Here is a 14,721-nt window from a genome sequence, read left to right as displayed (position 1 = left end):
GCCCCGGCGTCGCGGAGGGTGGCGGCCGGCCTCGGGTTCAGCGAGCCCGGCTCCCGGCCGGGTGTCGAACTGCGCTGACCGCCGCGGCCGCTGACGCCGTCGCAGGGCAATGCGTCGGACCGGCATATGACGGCTCCGGCCTGTACTCCGACCATGTCGAGCATGCTGGACCTTGCCATCCTCGGGTTCCTGTACGAGGAGCCGCTGCACGGCTACGAACTGCGGACCCGGATCGCCCGGCTGTCAGGGCACGTCAGGGCGGTCAGCCACGGCACGCTGTACCCGACCATCAAGCGGCTGGAGACGGCCGGGCTGCTGACCCGTGAGACGCAGCCCGGCGCGGTGGCCGCCCCCGGCACGTGCTCAGCCTCACCGGGGCCGGCCGGAACGAACTGCTGCGCAACCTGCGGGAGCCCGCCGAACCGTTCCTCACCGACGAGAACCGCTGGTTCGTGCTCCTCGCCTTCCTGCGCCACCTGCCCGACCCCGCCGCCCAGGCGGCCGTGCTGCGCCGTCGCCTCGCCTTCCTCGACGAACCCAGCAGCTACTTCCACGACGGCGACACCCCGCTCAGGGCCGACGACGTCGACGACCCCTTCCGCAAGGGCGTGCTGCTGATCGCCCGGGCCACCTCGCGCACCGAACTGGACTGGCTCCGGACCACGCTCGACGACCTGACAGCAGCAACCGCCGCGGCCGACAGCGGACCGGAGGCCGGGCAGGCGGTCCACGGCTGACGCCGATCGGCGCGCGGTCGCGGGCCGCGTCGAGCACGGCGGGCGGTACGGATCAGCCACAGGCGCATCCGGCAGTGGCTGCGGCCGGCTCGACCGGCTGCTCGGCGCCGCTGGTGCAGCAGGTGCCGGGGGCGCCGTCGGCGCTCCTGCCGAAGGTGTCGGCGTCGGCCTTGACGACGTAGATCTCCCAGGGCTCCTTGCCGGGGCCGTGAACCCAGACCTTGTCCTGGAGGGCGTAGCAGCAGGAGGTGTCGCTCTCCTCGAAGGTGGCGAGGCCGGCGTCCTTGAGGCGGGTGGCGGCGGCGGTGACCTGCTCGGTGCTCTCGACCTCGACGCCGAGGTGGTCCAGGCGGGTGGCCTCGCCGTCCGCGCCCTCGATGAGGACGAGCTTGAGCGGCGGGGTGGCGACGGCGAAGTTCGCGTAGCCGGGGCGGCGCTTGGCGGGTCCGGTGCCGAGCAGCTCGGAGTAGAAGGCGACGGAGCCTTCGAGGTCGGCGACGCGCAGGGCGAGCTGGACGCGGGACATGGCGGTCTCCCAGGATCCGGGGCCTTGATTCGACAGTTGTCGATATGGCCGAGGTTGGCACCCGCATAGATGGCTGTCAACATAGACGCATGTCGAATCTGGAACTGCCGGTGCTCGGCCAGGACGACGCGGCCGCCTGCTGCTCGCCGATGGTCCGCGAGCCGCTGGGCGAGGACGCCGCCGTCGACGTGGCCAGGATGTTCAAGGCGCTCTCGGACCCGGTCCGCCTGCGGCTGCTCTCGCTGATCGCCTCGCACGAGGGCGGGGAGGCCTGCGTCTGCGACCTGACCGGCCCGTTCGACGTGTCCCAGCCGACGATCTCCCACCACCTCAAGGTCCTGCGCGAGGCCGGGCTGGTCGGCTCCGAGCGCCGCGGGACCTGGGTCTACTACTGGGTGCTGCCCGCCGCGCTCGCCAAGCTGTCCACCCTGCTCCAGGCCCCCGCCGGGGAGTCCGGATGACCGCGACGGCCCCGCTCCGCCGCCGGGCCGCCGTCGAGCCGCCGTCGAGTTCGTCGGGACCGGCGCGCTGGTCGCCGTCGTGGTCGACTCCGGCGTCCAGGCCGTCAGGCTCTCCCAGGACGTCGGCGTGCAGCTGCCGGCCGACTCGCTGGCGACCGTGTTAGGCCTCGGCGTGCTGATCCTGCTGCTCGGCCCCGTCTCCGGCGCCCACTTCAACCCGGCCGTGACCCTGGCCGCCTGGTGGACCGGCCGCCGCGGCGGCGGGGGACCCGGGCTGCGGGAGGTCGCGGCCTACGTCCCGGCGAAGCGTCCGCTGACCGCGCCACCCCACTGACCGCGCCGTTCCGTTGACCGCGCCGTCCCCTTGCCGCCCTGAAGATCGAGGATCCCGTCCGTGAGCACTTCCGCCGTCCCCTCAGTGCTGTTCGTCTGTGTGCACAACGCCGGCCGGTCCCAGATGGCCGCCGCCTTCCTCACCCGCCTCGGCGGCGACCGGGTCCAGGTCCGCTCCGCCGGCTCCGCCCCGGCCGGGACCGTGAACCCGGCGGTCGTCGAAGCCCTGGCCGAGGTGGGGATCGACATCTCAGCCGAGATCCCGAAGGTCCTCACCGTCGAGGCGGTCCAGGCCTCCGACGTGGTGATCACCATGGGCTGCGGCGACGCCTGCCCGTACTTCCCCGGCAAGACCTACCTCGACTGGAAGCTGGACGACCCGGCGGGCCAGGGCGTCGACGCCGTCCGCCCGATCCGCGACCGGATCGAGCAGCGCATCCGCGGCCTGCTCACCGACCTCGGCATCGAGCCCCGGGCATTCGGGACCACCACTCCCGAATAAGGGCCTTCGACGCCGGCCACCCCTCCGGCCCACCCCTCCGGCCCACCCCTCCGACCCGCCCGGCCGACAGCGACCGGGCGGGCCGAGTCGTCGGGTGGGCCCGGCCGTGTCGGGCGGTCGTCCATTTTGCCTGAACCACCGCGCGGGGTACTCCTACGACTTCGCGGTGGCCAACGTCCTCGGCGCCCTGGCGCCCGGCTTCACCGTGCTGATGGGCGCCCGCACCCTCGCGGCGCTCACCCACAGCACCTTCGCGGCCGCCTGCATCATGCTGGCGCTGCGGCTCTCGCCGCCCGACCGCCGGGCCTCCGCCATCGCCTGGGTGGCGGGCGGCCTCGACCTGGCCACCGTGCTCGGCGGCCCGAGCGGCACCGTGATCGGCCAACACCGGGGCTGGCGGGCCACCTTCTGGACGGTCGCGGGCGCCGCCGTCGTCGGCGCGGTGGCGATCTCGCTGCTGGCCCCGGCCGGTCTCGGCGGCGGGCAGCGGGTGTCGGTGGCCGCCGAGTTCAAGGTCCTCGGCCGACCCCAGGTGCTGTGGGCGCTGGGCGTCACGGCGGCGTCCCGGACCGGCTGGTTCCTGCTCTACAGCTACATCACCCCGCTGCTGCGCGACCTCACCGGCCTCGGCGGGTCCATGGTGGCCGGCATGCTGTTCGTCTTCGGCTTCGGAGGGTTCCTCGGCAACGCGCTGGGCGGCCGGCTCGCCGACCGGTCGCTGCGCGGCACGATCGCCGGGACGCTGGCCGTCCTGGCGGTGATGCTGCTGCTGATCGGCGCGGGCGCCCGGCACGCCTGGCCGACCGGCGTCACCGTACTGCTCGTCGGCGCGGCCTCCGGGGCCCTCGTGCCGCCGTTGCAGGCCTGGGCGCTGGGCGCCGCCGGCGGCGGGTCCACGCTCGTCCTGGCCGCCAACGCCTCGGCCTTCAACCTGGGGAACGCGGCCGGCTCCTGGGCCGGTTCGTGGCTGCTCGGCGGCGGTACGGCCGTCAACGTCCTGGGGTACGTCGGCGCGGGGATCGTGCTCCTGTCGCTGGTCGGCGCGGTCGTGGCGCTGCGGAAGCGTTAGGCCGGTGCCGGTGCGGGTGGTGCGGATGCCGCTGCCGGTGCGGGTTCCGCTGCCGGCACCGGTGCCGGTGCCGGTGGCGGTACGGGTTCTGATGCCGACGCCGGCGCTGACACTGACGCTGACGCCAGGGAGAACCGGATCTTGGCGCGGCTCCGGGCCCCCGCACGGCGGTAGAAGCGGATGGCGTCGGTGTTCCAGTCCGGCGTCTGCCACTGGAGTTCCGCCGCACCCAGCACCGCCGCCGCGTCCCGGACGGCGGTGAGCAGCGCGCGCCCCCAGCCCTCGCCCCGGTGGGCTTCGCTGACGAACAGGCAGTCGAGGTGGACGTGGTCGGCGGCCTGCCAGGTGGAGAACTCGCGGGAGTAGCTGGCGTAGCCGATCAGTTCGCCGCCGCGCTCGACCACGAGGCACCAGGCCCGCGGGTGGGCCGAGAACAGCAGGGGCTCCAGGCGGGCGGCGAGGTCGGCGGGCACGGGTTCGGCGCGTTCGAAGGCCGCGTGGGCGGCGCACAGCAGGGCGACCGCCGGCAGGTCGGCCGCGGTGGCCGGGCGGATCGCGCCGCCCGGCCGGACGGTGTCGGTCAGCATGCGCAGGTGATGCCCGAGCGCGGGGCGGTCAGGTCGTCGACGGGGCGCTGGTCGGTGCCGGCGGCGGTCTCGTAGGCGAAGCCCTCGCGCACCCAGTACTCGAAGCCGCCGAGCATCTCCTTGACTTGGTAGCCGAGGCGCGCGAAGGCCAGCGCCCCGCGGGTCGCGCCGTTGCAGCCGGGGCCCCAGCAGTAGGTGACCACGGTCAGGGACGGGTCGATCAGCTGCGGCGCCAGTTCGGCGATCCGCGCGGTGGGGATGTGGAGGGCGCCGGGGATGCGGCCCTGGTCCCAGGCGGCCTCGCCGCGGGTGTCGACCACCACGATGCCGGGCACGCCGGACGCCAGGTCGGCGTGCACGTCGGAGACGTCCGCCTCGAAGGCAAGCCTGGCGGCGTAGTGGGCGGCGGCCTCGGCCGGGTCGGCGGCGGGCACGCTCAGGACGGCGCTGGTGGTCTCGGCGGGCGTGGCGGTGGCAGACATCGGGGGAATCCTCTGTTCTCGCTGGTCAGAGCGGGTGTCGGTGGGCCGTACCGGGCCTTCCCGGTCGGCGATGGCTCCATCCTCCGGCCCCGGGGGCCCGCCCGACGAGTGGCGCCAACGCCTTGGGTCGCCAAGATCCCGCCAACCGGCGTCGGCGCCCGCTGCGGACAGATGCCGGTGTGAGGATCGCACCGCGACTGGTGGCCACCGGTCCCGGACCGGATGCGCGACACCCGGGCCCTCCTCGGCCCCTCCGGCCCCGTACCACGGCTTCTCCGCGCAGCCGGGGGCGAGTCTTCCGGTCCCCTGGGCTCTCACCGTCCCGACACCGGTGCCAGCGCTCGCCTGAGGCGCTCCAGCCACTCCTCGGCCGTACCCCGCACCTGCGGGTGGTTCGCGCGGAAGTCCTCCCAGTCCACGGGCCGCAGGGCCACCGCGTCCAGGTGCAGGGCGTCCGCGGGCGTCGCCGTGTTGCCCCGCTCGTGACGGAACACCTTGCGCAGCAACTGTTCGGAAAGCTTCGTGCCCTCGGCCTCGGCGAGGAGCACGGCGTCGTAGAGGTCCTTGGCCCGCGCCCGGCCGTCGCCGGCGGAGTCGGCGTGCAGCCACAGCAGCTTCCAGGCGAGCGACAGTTCACGGCCAGCCGTGCGAACGACGGTCGGTCCGGTGCCGTCGCCGCGGGGTACCGCCGTCCACACGGGCGGTTCGGGGAGCCACTCGTCGCGGGCGAAGTCCACCGTCACCTGGCCGGCTGGGAGTCCTTCCGCCGTCCACGGGATGAGGAGGCGGATGCCCGGGGTGTCGTATTCCGAGTAGGTCCAGGTGCCGTCCTTGCGGGCGGCGTCCGCGTCGAGCACCAGTCCCGGCGCGACCGTCGGCCGCTCCCGCACCAGGTCGAGCAGGACTTCGTGCGGTGGGCAGGACTCCGGCTCCGCCTCGGGCACCCAGTGCAGCCCTTCCGGCGGTACCGCCACCGGCCGCAGGCCCCCGGTGTCGAACTCCTCGAACGTCCAGATCTCGTACCTGCCGGCCCCGTCGGCCGCCTCCGGCCACTGCTGGACGGCCGCCAGGTCCTCCACGTACGGGTACGGGTGCCCGTGATCGACCGGGACCAGCGGGGGCCGGGGGACGATCCAGTCGAGGTCCGCCGGCTCCCGCGCACCGGCCCCCACCCACGCCTGCATCACCATGCTGCCCCGCAGCACCAGGTACTCCCCCAAAGGGGACCCGGCGGCGAGAGCCAGCAGGTGGTCGAGCACCGCCCGGTGCGCGACGCGCCGACGTTCGCCGTCCACGGCGGAATCCCTCACGACCGCTCCCCACCTGTCCGTCCGCTTGCCGGTGGCCGACCGTACCGGCGGCCACTGACAGCGACGGCGGGGCGGGACGGCGTCCGGCGTCCGGCGTCCTGTGTCAGGCGTCAGGCGCCGTCGTTGAGGCCGCGGTCGGGGGCGGACATGTCCCCGGTGCGGGGTGTGCCGTCGGCGAGGCCGTAGCGGAGGTGGACGGTGCCGGTGGGGCTGGCGGCCGGGGGCTGGAGGAGGGTGAGGTTGGTGGGGACGGCGCCCGCGTCGAAGACCTTCTTGCCGACGCCGAGCATGATCGGGTGCAGCCAGAGGTCGAGGCGGTCGAAGAGCTTCTCCCGCAGGAGGGTCTGCACCAGGTTGAGGCTGCCGACGACCTTCACGTTCCGGTGCCGCTCCCGGACGTCGCGCACCGCTGCGGCCAGGTCCGGGCCGAGCTGGGTGGAGCCGGCCCAGGAGAGGTCCGCCCGGCCGCGGGAGGCCACGTACTTCGGGACGCTGTTGAAGAGCTCGGCGATCTCGCCCTCCTTCTGGTGCGGCCAGTAGGAGGCGAAGAGGTCGTACGTCCGTCGGCCGAGCAGGAGGGCGTCGGTGCCCTCGTACGCGGCGGCGATCTGCGCCCCGGTGACCTCGTGTACCAGCGGCGCCTGCCAGCCGCCGAACGGGAACCCCTCCGGGTCCTCGTCGGGGCCGCCGGGCGCCTGCCCGACGAGGTCGAGGGTTGCGAACAGCTCGATGTGGATCAGGCCCATGCTCTTGCTCCCGGTCAGTCGGTTCTCTCGGTCGGAATACCAGTGCGCCGCTGTGTCATGACGGTCCTTCACCTGTCCGGCGGCGCGGTCGCGGCTCGGCGTTGACGCGGCTCGGGCCGGCGAGCCCGGCGGTCCGTCCGTACGGGGCTCCCGGCGGTCCCGGTGGCGGCCCCAGCGGCGGCCCCAGTGACGGCCCCGGCGGCGGCCGGCGTGTCGGGGGTCATGCGGGTCGGCTTGCCTTCCCGTCCAGCCAGAGGGTGTCGGAGGCGTCGCGGTGCGAGCCCGTGGTGCCGACGTGCTTGACGTCGATCTTCGCGCCGTGCTTGAAGACGTGGACGAGGGCCATGCCGTGCCCCCGGCCCAGCTCGTAGTCCTCCTTCAGCCAAGCGAGGATCACGCCCGCCTTCGTCGACGGGTCGTCGAAGCCGCGCTCCTCGGCGAGCGCGATGAACTCGCGCGGGGTCAGACCGGTCTTGGTCTCGATGGTGTCCAGGTACGCCTGAAAGGACATGTGCCCTCTCCCTCTCGTGTCTCGTGTCGGTGTTCTGGGAGGTAGACCGGGACCGGGAGGAAAACTCATCGCTCGACGGAAAAAATCTTTCGAGCGGAACTCAGGCGGGGCTTACGGCGGGCTCCCGGCAGGGTTCCGACGGGCTCCCGGCGGGCTTCGCCACGGGCTTCGGACGGGCTGACGCGGTGGCTCGGGCGGTGTGAGGAACCACTGGAGCGGTGCGGGGGTGAGCAGCGGCCGCAGGACGGGGGCGCTCTGCCCGTACCGCTCGTACAGGGGGTGAGGGCGGCGCGACGTCGGTGGCGGTGTCACCAGGAGACGGCGTCGTCCATCGACTGCTGCCAGTAGGTGACCTTGAGGGAGTCGTCGACGTAGAGGCCCTTGGCGGGCAGCGACGGGTGGGCGCCCGTGCCGACGCTCTCGTTGCCGGAGGGGCCGTGGAAGTAGACGGCCAGCGAGGTGGCCGTGTAGCCGTTCGAGCCGTCGGTGCCGTCGGTGGAGGACAGGTTGACGGAGGCGTAGCCGGACTCGCCGGGCTTGAGGGTGACGACGGCCTGCGGCTTCGACTCGGTGATGACCGGGGGCTCGGACTGGGCCTCGCCGAACCGGACGGCCGGGTAGCCGTAGAGGTAGCAGGGGCCGGAGCCGGTGTTGGTGACCGTGAGCAGCATGTGGTTCACGGGGCGGTTCAGCGGCGCGGCGGTGGTCTTGGTGTTGGAGCCCTCGCAGGTGCTCGGCTTGGCGGGGGCCGGCGCGGCGGCTGACGGGGCCTTCGGGGAGGGCGTGTTCGGGACGGGCTTCGCACCGGTGGCGGCGGGAGCCGAGGCCTTGCCGGTGGCGGCGGAGGAAGGCGATGCGGGGGCAGTCACGGACGCGGCGGCCGACGCGGCGGAGGACGCGGCGGCCTTGAGCGTCGGGCCGGCGGTCGTCGCGATGTCCCCGTGGTCGTCGTCGTTGTTGCACGCGGTCGTCGAGAAGGCGGCGAGCACGACGCCCGCGGCGACGGTGACCAGACGGGTGCGGGAGGTACGGGAGGTGCGAGAGGTACGGACGGACATGTGGTCGGGCCCCTTTCGGCATGCGTTCAGTTCGCCCTGGCGGTGCGGCGATCGGATGACCGAAGCCTGCGGAGCGATCCGTCCCAGGCGCTACAGCCGACGGCACGCTGGATAGGGTGGAACGGCGAACCGGCCCCTGACCTGCGGGGGTGGAACGGGCCTGGAACGCTGGAACGGGACACCGGGGATTCGGAGGGGACGGGTGTCGGAGGGGACGGCGGCCGCGGAGTCAGAGGAGTTCGCGCGGCTGCTACGGGAACTCAAGACCCGCTCGGGCCTGAGCTACGGAACGCTGGCCAAGCGGCTGCACACGAGCTCGTCGACGCTGCACCGCTACTGCAACGGCACGGTGCTGCCGCACGAGTACGCGGCGGCGGAGCGTTTCGCGCGGGCGTGCCGTGCGACGCCGGAGGAGCTCGTGGAGCTGCACCGGAGCTGGATCCTGGCGGATGCGGCCCGGGGGCGGCGGGCCGAGCGTGGTGCCGAGCGGGCGGAACCGGCCGAGCGGGCTGAACGGGCGGAACCGGCCGGGCGGGCTGAGCGGGCGGGGCCGACCAAGCCAGCCGAGCGGGCGGAACCGGCCGAGCCGGCCGCGGAGCCTCCGGTCGTTCCCGCCATCCCGGTTGAGCCCCCTGCGGGAGACGAGGGCAGGGCGCCGGCCGTCGAAGTGGCGACGGAGCCCGCGCCGCCGCAGTGGCGGAGCCGTGGCGCGTTGATCGCCTGCGCCGCGGCCGTCGCCCTGCTGGGCGCCGCCGTCGTCGTCGCGCATCCCATGATCTGGGGTGACAGGAACGGTACGGCCGGTGCCACGGCCGCGACGACGGCGGCGACGGGCGCGGCGGCCGGACCGGAACCGTCCCGGTCCCCCACCGTGACCGCCACCGCCACCGCCACCGCGACGCCGACACCGTCGACCATCGCCACGGCGTCGTCCCCGAGCCCGGGTCCCAGCGCGACCCCGTCCGCCGACACGCCCGCGCCGCTCACCGTCGCCACCCGCCCGTACGTCTACAGCGACCCGTGCAGCCAGCACTTCCTCGTCAACAGCGCGCCCGCCCAGGTCGGGCCGCCCGCCGGCGAGCGCGACGCCCCGCGCTGGGCCGCCGCCTACGGCGCGGTCTCCTCCGGCGAGCAGGAGGTCGCCCTCACCGTGCAGGGCACCGGTCCCGACACCGTCGTCCTCCAGGCACTGCACGTACGGGTGACGGCCAAGGGCGCGCCGCTCGCCTGGAACGACTACTCGATGGGCGTCGGCTGCGGCGGCGGGGTCGGGACCAAGTCCTTCGACATCGACCTCGACCGGGGCAGTCCCGTCATCACCGTCAAGAACGGCCAGCGCGACTTCCCGTACAAGGTCAGCGAGTCCGACCCCGAGGTCTTCTACATCACCGCCCACACCAAGGCCCACGACGTCCGGTGGGACCTCACGCTGGACTGGTCCAGCGGCAACCGCCACGGCACCCTCGCGATCGACAACAAGGGCACCCCGTTCCGCACCAGCGCCAACGTCAACCGCCCCGGCTACGACTACCCGCTGGGCAACAACGAGTGGATCCAGCGGGAGGGCGGCTGAGAAGCGGCCGAAGCCCTGCCTCACCTGAGGCTGGCAGCGCTTGGGGCGGAGAAGTCGGTGGCACGCGGACCGCCGATGAGGAACGATCACGAGGTGCACGGCCGCGGCCCCAGCCTGTAATGCCGTGCTGACATCGGATCGACGCTCGGCTCTGCGCCTTCCAGGCCGGGCCGGAGAGGACGCGTGTGTCGCTCGCTCTTGAAGATCGCCTGGCCGTCATCGAGCTGCTCTCGTTGCACGGTCACCTCGTCGACGACGGAAGCCTCGACCGCCTGGACGAGTTGTTCACCGCCGATGTGGTCTACGACCTCACCGACTTCGGCCAGGAGCCGCTGTCCGGGCTCGCGGCCGTCCGGGAAGCGGCATGGGCACTCGGAGCGGCCAACCCCGTCGCGCACCACGTCACCAACGTCGTCGTCACCGCATCGGCGGACGGCCGGGTCGAGGTCCGCTCCAAGGGGCTGGGCGTCAAGGCGGACGGCTCCTGCGGTTCCGTCACCTACGACGACACCGTCGTACGCACCGCCGACGGCTGGCGGATCAGCCATCGCAGGATCTCGGCCCGCCGGACTCCCCTGGGCGGGATGACGAAGCCCGGCTGACCGGACGACGGCAGCGGCCCTCCCGGGCGCGGGACGCAGTTGGAGAGCGGCCCGCGCACGACCAGGCCGGACACCGTCTGCCGCGAGGCCGGCCGGCGGCCGTCCGCCCGCCCTCGACGCCGAGACGTAAAAGCAGCGCAACACGGTCGAGCGATTCATCCGGGCCCGGCGTCAGGCCGCTGTCAGCGGTGGACCACCCGATGCGCGTCCGCCGGCCACGAGCCCGTGCCCACGATGTGCTCCACGAGTCTGAATGCTTCACCGATGGGCACGGTGTCCTGGTCCGGGTACTCGTCATGCTGTCCGTCGGACAGGACGAACCCATCGCTCGACCCCTCGGATCCGGGGTCCACAGCATGTTCGCCAGGATCACCCTCCTCTTCGAGCAGCATCACCATCGCGCGCTCGGTGTTCGTCACGAAGGACAGCAACCGGCCGGACGAACTGATCAGCCAGGTCTCAAGCTGCCCGCTGCCGATCCTCAAGCGGAGAACGTCCAGCACCACCTCGGCCGACACAGGGGCAGGGCTGTCGTCACTGATCACCCAGGTCTCGATCACGAGCACGACGATCTCACGGATGGTCTAAGACGTCGTTTCTTTTGGTGGTTCCTGGTGCCTGAGGTGTCTCGGATACTTCTGGGGTGCTGTTGACATGGATCGCCGAGGTAGCGGACGAGCCGCTGGTGCTGGAGCCGACTGACCGGCAGGTGGAGTGGGAGACCAACACCTGGTGGCTGGGTGCAGAGGATGAGGACAAGCGGGCCTTGTCCGTATCGGAGGTGGTCGCAGCCTTTGAGCGGACCGTCGAAGGCATTCGACTCCGCATCCGCGAGACGGGCTTCGCAGGGGTGGCGACGTTCTACGTGTGGCACGACGAGCAGGCTGGGCAGCTCCGGTGCTCAACCGGGTCGGTGGCTGCAGACGAACTGCCCTTTGGCGGTGCCTACGTACCTTCCGGCGATCTCGGTGCTGTGATCGAGGGCTTCCTGAGTGACCGGGAGCCGGGCATCGTTGCCTGGTCGGATCTTGAGGAGGTGCACGATCAGTCTGAGCAGAGCGTGCCCGAAGTGGAGGCCGCACCTTTTCCCGTGTGGGTTTGCAGCGTCGGACCGGTCTCACGCTGACCGGTCCCGCCAGCTGGCGCGGCCCAGGCGGCGGTCGCAGATCAGGTGGATCGCATCCGCGCCCTCGAAGGGGGCCACTGACCCCGGGTTCGGCGATCCCGAACGGTGGCGGGACCGGGAAGTAGGCCCGCTGGAAGTCGGTGATGGCCTCCTGCTGCTCCTGCAGGGCGAGGAGAAGTCCGGCGGCGAGGTCCTCGGGCTGTCGGTCGCGAAGTAGCTGGGTCGTTGATCCGACCTTCGGCTCAGCGGGAGGTCGCGTGGGCCGCAGTGGACAGTCAGGGTGACCGGTGCGAGGTAGGTGGCGGCCCGGAAGGTCGAGCGGACCGGCCGTGCCGCTCAGCGGCGAACCTCTCAGCGGTGGCGGCGGTCCACCTGGCTGCGGTGCGGCCGGCGCCCAGCCCGCCACCGATCACCCGCCGAGCTGGTCACGGGGGCTTGGGAGACACCCGTCGGTGTGGGTTCGGCACACCGGTGATCGATCACACTGTCGAGGTCTGCTAGCTTTTCCGGCTTGCGGGCGGAGCTGGAGTCGATCAACAGCATCGGCCGGATCGCGGCGGGCAGGTACGACAAAGTGACGAATCAGGAGAGCGGATGAGCAGTTCACCGCAGGGCAACCGCGGGCTGGGCATCGCGGTCGCCGCCCTGGCGCTGTCCCTGACCGCCTGCTCATCCGGCACGAGCACGTCCGGCACAGGAACGTCCGACGCCAGGGCAACCGAGCAGCTCGTACCGCCCGAGCAGGCCCTCCGGCGGATGGACGTGCTGCTCGACGAGTCGCTGGCCGAGGTCCGGCCGGCCCTGCGGTACTGGGACGACAACCCCGACGCGGTCGAGCAGTTCGCCAAGGGACTCGACGAGCACTCCCTCGGCTACGCGGACGCCAACCGCCGACGCCACATCACCACCAGGATCTCGCCGGCCAAGTACGACACCCTGCTGGACATGGTCGAACGCAGTTGGAGGGCCAAGGGGTACACCGTCACCCGGACCGCCTCCACCCCGCCCGCCAGCGTCGCCACCGCTCCGAACGGCGCGGGCGTCGGCATCACCGTCCACTCCTCCGGAACCATCGACATCGCGGCTCACGTCTCCCCCGTTCCCGTGATCCACGGCGCCTTCGGAACCCCCACCCCCGTTCCGACCATGCCCAACGGCAACCCCGACGTCGTTCCCAAGTACGACGACCCCTTCTGGTCCGCATGACCGGCGGTCACGGCATCGGCACGCGGGCCTGAACCGTCCTTCGATCAGATCCCCGTACGATCCAACACCGGACCGAAGGCGGAGCGACCTCTTCCGGGTCCGCCACCACGAGCAGCCGTCGGCGGCCGTGCTCGGGCTGGGGCTCCAACACCCGGCGCCGGACGGCGGGGGACGGTGCGTCCGTCGTCGTGCGTACCGGCGGCGTCGACCGTGACGAGGAGGTCTTGAGCGGCGTAGGCCGTGTCTGACAAATGGTCTCCGGGAGCAACAGGGGCGGTAGGTGGCAGCTCCTGGCGTGGGTAGACCATCAGTGGTGCTGTCCATAGGCTCAGGGCATGTCCAACGAGTGGTCCTTCCCTGACGACCTCATTCAGCTTCGACGCGAGTACAACGCTGCCAGGCGGTCGATGTGGGCGGATGCGATGGAGAAACCTGAGCCTCGCCGTGCACAACTGGAGCTCCGGGAGCGCATCTCGATCCATCCCTTCTGGGAGGCCGTTCCCGAAGAGCGGAGGCACGTCGCCCACCGGGCGCTCGAACAGGCCAGTCTCTACCCCAAGCCTTGACCCTCCGGCAGCCGAGAGATGCCCCGGCGCCGCAGCAGGGCCCTACCGCTCAGGGAGATCACGCCACGGCGCCCCGGTCCGCAGCCGCCACAACACACCGTTGACCACCTGCCGGTGATCACGCCACGGACGACCGCGTCCGTCCACCTGCGGCAACAGGGGACCTATCCGCTTCCACGCCGCATCCGTCAACTCGCCTCGACCTGCCACGAGATCAACTATCAGACAGATCTTAGGACTCCTGACAAAAATGGTGGGCTTGACCTGGTCAGAGGATGGTGTCGTGCACGAGGTCGCCGGGTAGCGGGACGCGGGCAGCCGCGTAATGGCATGCGACAAACCCGGTGACGTCGGCGAACTTCCCCGGGATACTGGTCGCCCATGGATGAGGTCAAAGTCGTCGTCGCCCATTCCGAGCGCGCGACTCTGCGCGTCGGCGACGTGTTCCTGAAGGTGGACGCCGATCAGGCGCGCATCGACGTCGAGGTCGAGGCTATGTCCCTCGCGCCGGTCCCGACCCCGGAGGTCCTGTGGCGCAAGGCGCCCGTCCTCGCGATCGCCGCACTCCCGGGGACGGCGCTCGGCCGTCTCGGTGAGCCGTCAACCGCGTCGCCGGCGGCGTGGGCCGCGGCGGGCGCCGCCGTCCGGAAGCTGCACGAAGCACCGTTGCCGCCCTGGGCCGGTCGGCGCCGCCGGAGTCCCGACGAGTGGGTGGCGGAACTCGACGGCGAGTGCGACTTGCTGGTGACGAACGGCGTCCTGCCCGCCGACCTGGTCACCCGCAACCGCCAGGTCGCCGAGGCCGCGCTCCGGCCGTGGATTCCGGCGTTCACGCACGGCGACCTGCAGATCGATCACGTCTTCGTCGACGGCGACGAGGTCACGGGCATCATCGACTGGTCCGAGGCGGGCCGGGGTGATGCCCTGTTCGACCTCGCCACCTTGACGCTCGGACACGAGGAGCACCTCGACGACGTCATCGCCGGTTATGGCACCGATGTCGACCTCGACGTGATCCACGCCTGGTGGTCGTTGCGAAGCCTGCTGGGGGTTCGCTGGCTGGTCGAGCACGGCTTCGACCCCTTCGCGCCGGGCTGTGAGGTCGACGTGCTGAAATCCCGGATGTGAGGCTGTGAGGGCCGGACTGGCCACGCATGCGTTCTGACGCATCGAGCAGGCCATCCCTGGAGCGCATCGCTTGTGCGTTCCTCACCTCTGGGTCGGTGGGTCGCGGCGGATCTCACGGTCGGGCGGCAGAGTGAAGTCGCCCCGGGACTCCTGACCGCGCGTCGCTGACTCCCGGGAGCTGGCCATCACTGCAGGCCT

At 72.0% G+C, this 14,721-nt stretch carries 17 protein-coding genes and 3 pseudogenes; 11 read left to right on the top strand and 9 right to left on the bottom strand.

What is annotated here, in order from left to right:
- Window positions 1-162 precede the first annotated feature (162 nt).
- Window positions 163-737: pseudogene (locus tag ACZ6Z8_RS29380) on the top strand (PadR family transcriptional regulator).
- 52 nt (window positions 738-789) lie between these two features.
- Here ACZ6Z8_RS29380 and ACZ6Z8_RS29375 read toward each other — a convergent pair.
- Window positions 790-1,263 carry an ArsI/CadI family heavy metal resistance metalloenzyme gene (locus tag ACZ6Z8_RS29375; RefSeq protein WP_465613044.1) on the bottom strand — a complete coding sequence of 158 codons (474 nt, stop codon included), beginning with the start codon at window positions 1,261-1,263 and terminating at the stop codon, window positions 790-792.
- Window positions 1,264-1,352: 89 nt separating this feature from the next.
- Here ACZ6Z8_RS29375 and ACZ6Z8_RS29370 point away from each other — a divergent pair, with 89 nt between their 5' ends.
- The 4 genes and pseudogenes from ACZ6Z8_RS29370 (at window position 1,353) to ACZ6Z8_RS29355 (ending at window position 3,628) form a co-directional block, all read left to right on the top strand.
- A complete protein-coding gene (locus tag ACZ6Z8_RS29370; protein ID WP_465613043.1) occupies window positions 1,353-1,724 on the top strand; it encodes an ArsR/SmtB family transcription factor in 372 nt (123 codons plus the stop codon).
- A gap of 16 nt (window positions 1,725-1,740) precedes the next feature.
- Window positions 1,741-2,031, top strand: a pseudogene (locus ACZ6Z8_RS29365) (aquaporin); the annotation flags it as partial.
- A gap of 87 nt (window positions 2,032-2,118) precedes the next feature.
- Window positions 2,119-2,559: an arsenate reductase ArsC gene (locus ACZ6Z8_RS29360; protein WP_465613042.1), complete on the top strand. Its 441-nt coding sequence runs from the start codon at window positions 2,119-2,121 to the stop codon at window positions 2,557-2,559.
- A gap of 106 nt (window positions 2,560-2,665) precedes the next feature.
- Complete coding sequence (locus ACZ6Z8_RS29355) at window positions 2,666-3,628, top strand: MFS transporter (RefSeq protein ID WP_465613041.1); 963 nt, start codon at window positions 2,666-2,668, stop codon at window positions 3,626-3,628.
- Here the strand turns inward: ACZ6Z8_RS29355 and ACZ6Z8_RS29350 are convergent.
- From ACZ6Z8_RS29350 to ACZ6Z8_RS29325, 6 genes are all read right to left on the bottom strand, one after another.
- Window positions 3,625-4,215, bottom strand: a complete 591-nt coding sequence (locus ACZ6Z8_RS29350; protein WP_465613040.1) for a GNAT family N-acetyltransferase — start codon at window positions 4,213-4,215, stop codon at window positions 3,625-3,627. The genes ACZ6Z8_RS29355 and ACZ6Z8_RS29350 overlap by 4 nt on opposite strands.
- Complete coding sequence (locus ACZ6Z8_RS29345) at window positions 4,209-4,697, bottom strand: rhodanese-like domain-containing protein (protein ID WP_465613039.1); 489 nt, start codon at window positions 4,695-4,697, stop codon at window positions 4,209-4,211. The genes ACZ6Z8_RS29350 and ACZ6Z8_RS29345 overlap by 7 nt, the downstream gene beginning before the upstream one ends.
- Before the next feature lie 314 nt (window positions 4,698-5,011).
- Window positions 5,012-6,007 (bottom strand): nucleotidyl transferase AbiEii/AbiGii toxin family protein, encoded by a 996-nt coding sequence (locus ACZ6Z8_RS29340; protein ID WP_465613038.1) that lies wholly within the window; start codon window positions 6,005-6,007, stop codon window positions 5,012-5,014.
- Window positions 6,008-6,117: 110 nt separating this feature from the next.
- A complete protein-coding gene (locus ACZ6Z8_RS29335) occupies window positions 6,118-6,753 on the bottom strand; it encodes a dihydrofolate reductase family protein (RefSeq protein WP_465613037.1) in 636 nt (211 codons plus the stop codon).
- Between the two features lie 220 nt (window positions 6,754-6,973).
- On the bottom strand, window positions 6,974-7,264 hold the full coding sequence (locus ACZ6Z8_RS29330) for a DUF4287 domain-containing protein (RefSeq protein ID WP_465613036.1): 291 nt from the start codon (window positions 7,262-7,264) through the stop codon (window positions 6,974-6,976).
- A gap of 308 nt (window positions 7,265-7,572) precedes the next feature.
- A complete protein-coding gene (locus ACZ6Z8_RS29325) occupies window positions 7,573-8,322 on the bottom strand; it encodes a DUF4232 domain-containing protein (protein WP_465613035.1) in 750 nt (249 codons plus the stop codon).
- Window positions 8,323-8,524: 202 nt separating this feature from the next.
- Between ACZ6Z8_RS29325 and ACZ6Z8_RS29320 the strand changes: the two genes are divergently transcribed.
- Together ACZ6Z8_RS29320 and ACZ6Z8_RS29315 are read left to right on the top strand one after the other, a co-directional pair.
- The gene (locus tag ACZ6Z8_RS29320; protein WP_465613034.1) at window positions 8,525-9,895 is read left to right on the top strand and encodes a helix-turn-helix domain-containing protein; all 1,371 of its coding nucleotides are present in this window, start codon (window positions 8,525-8,527) and stop codon (window positions 9,893-9,895) included.
- Window positions 9,896-10,080: 185 nt separating this feature from the next.
- Window positions 10,081-10,497: a nuclear transport factor 2 family protein gene (locus ACZ6Z8_RS29315; RefSeq protein ID WP_465613033.1), complete on the top strand. Its 417-nt coding sequence runs from the start codon at window positions 10,081-10,083 to the stop codon at window positions 10,495-10,497.
- A 182-nt stretch (window positions 10,498-10,679) separates the two neighbouring features.
- Here the strand turns inward: ACZ6Z8_RS29315 and ACZ6Z8_RS29310 are convergent, their stop codons facing one another.
- Window positions 10,680-11,057 (bottom strand): hypothetical protein, encoded by a 378-nt coding sequence (locus ACZ6Z8_RS29310; RefSeq protein ID WP_465613032.1) that lies wholly within the window; start codon window positions 11,055-11,057, stop codon window positions 10,680-10,682.
- 83 nt (window positions 11,058-11,140) lie between these two features.
- On the opposite strand from ACZ6Z8_RS29310, the gene ACZ6Z8_RS29305 reads away from it, so the two are divergent.
- The 3 genes from ACZ6Z8_RS29305 to ACZ6Z8_RS29295 all read left to right on the top strand — a co-directional run bounded on the left by ACZ6Z8_RS29305 (window position 11,141) and on the right by ACZ6Z8_RS29295 (window position 13,395).
- A complete protein-coding gene (locus ACZ6Z8_RS29305; protein ID WP_465613031.1) occupies window positions 11,141-11,623 on the top strand; it encodes a hypothetical protein in 483 nt (160 codons plus the stop codon).
- 594 nt (window positions 11,624-12,217) lie between these two features.
- Entirely contained in the window at window positions 12,218-12,829 is a 612-nt protein-coding gene (locus ACZ6Z8_RS29300) for a hypothetical protein (protein WP_465613030.1), read from the top strand.
- A gap of 335 nt (window positions 12,830-13,164) precedes the next feature.
- The gene (locus tag ACZ6Z8_RS29295) at window positions 13,165-13,395 is read left to right on the top strand and encodes a hypothetical protein (protein WP_465613029.1); all 231 of its coding nucleotides are present in this window, start codon (window positions 13,165-13,167) and stop codon (window positions 13,393-13,395) included.
- Between the two features lie 45 nt (window positions 13,396-13,440).
- Here ACZ6Z8_RS29295 and ACZ6Z8_RS29290 read toward each other — a convergent pair.
- A pseudogene (locus tag ACZ6Z8_RS29290) lies at window positions 13,441-13,605 on the bottom strand (transposase); the annotation flags it as partial.
- A gap of 171 nt (window positions 13,606-13,776) precedes the next feature.
- Here ACZ6Z8_RS29290 and ACZ6Z8_RS29285 point away from each other — a divergent pair.
- Window positions 13,777-14,523, top strand: coding sequence for a phosphotransferase family protein (locus ACZ6Z8_RS29285; protein WP_465613028.1), 747 nt, complete (start codon window positions 13,777-13,779; stop codon window positions 14,521-14,523).
- The last annotated feature ends 198 nt before the right edge of the window (window positions 14,524-14,721 follow it).

The sequence above is a fragment of the Kitasatospora sp. NPDC101108 genome (assembly GCF_055584725.1).
Note: the sequence above shows the minus strand (reverse complement) of the source record. Positions and strands in the feature narration are given on the sequence as shown.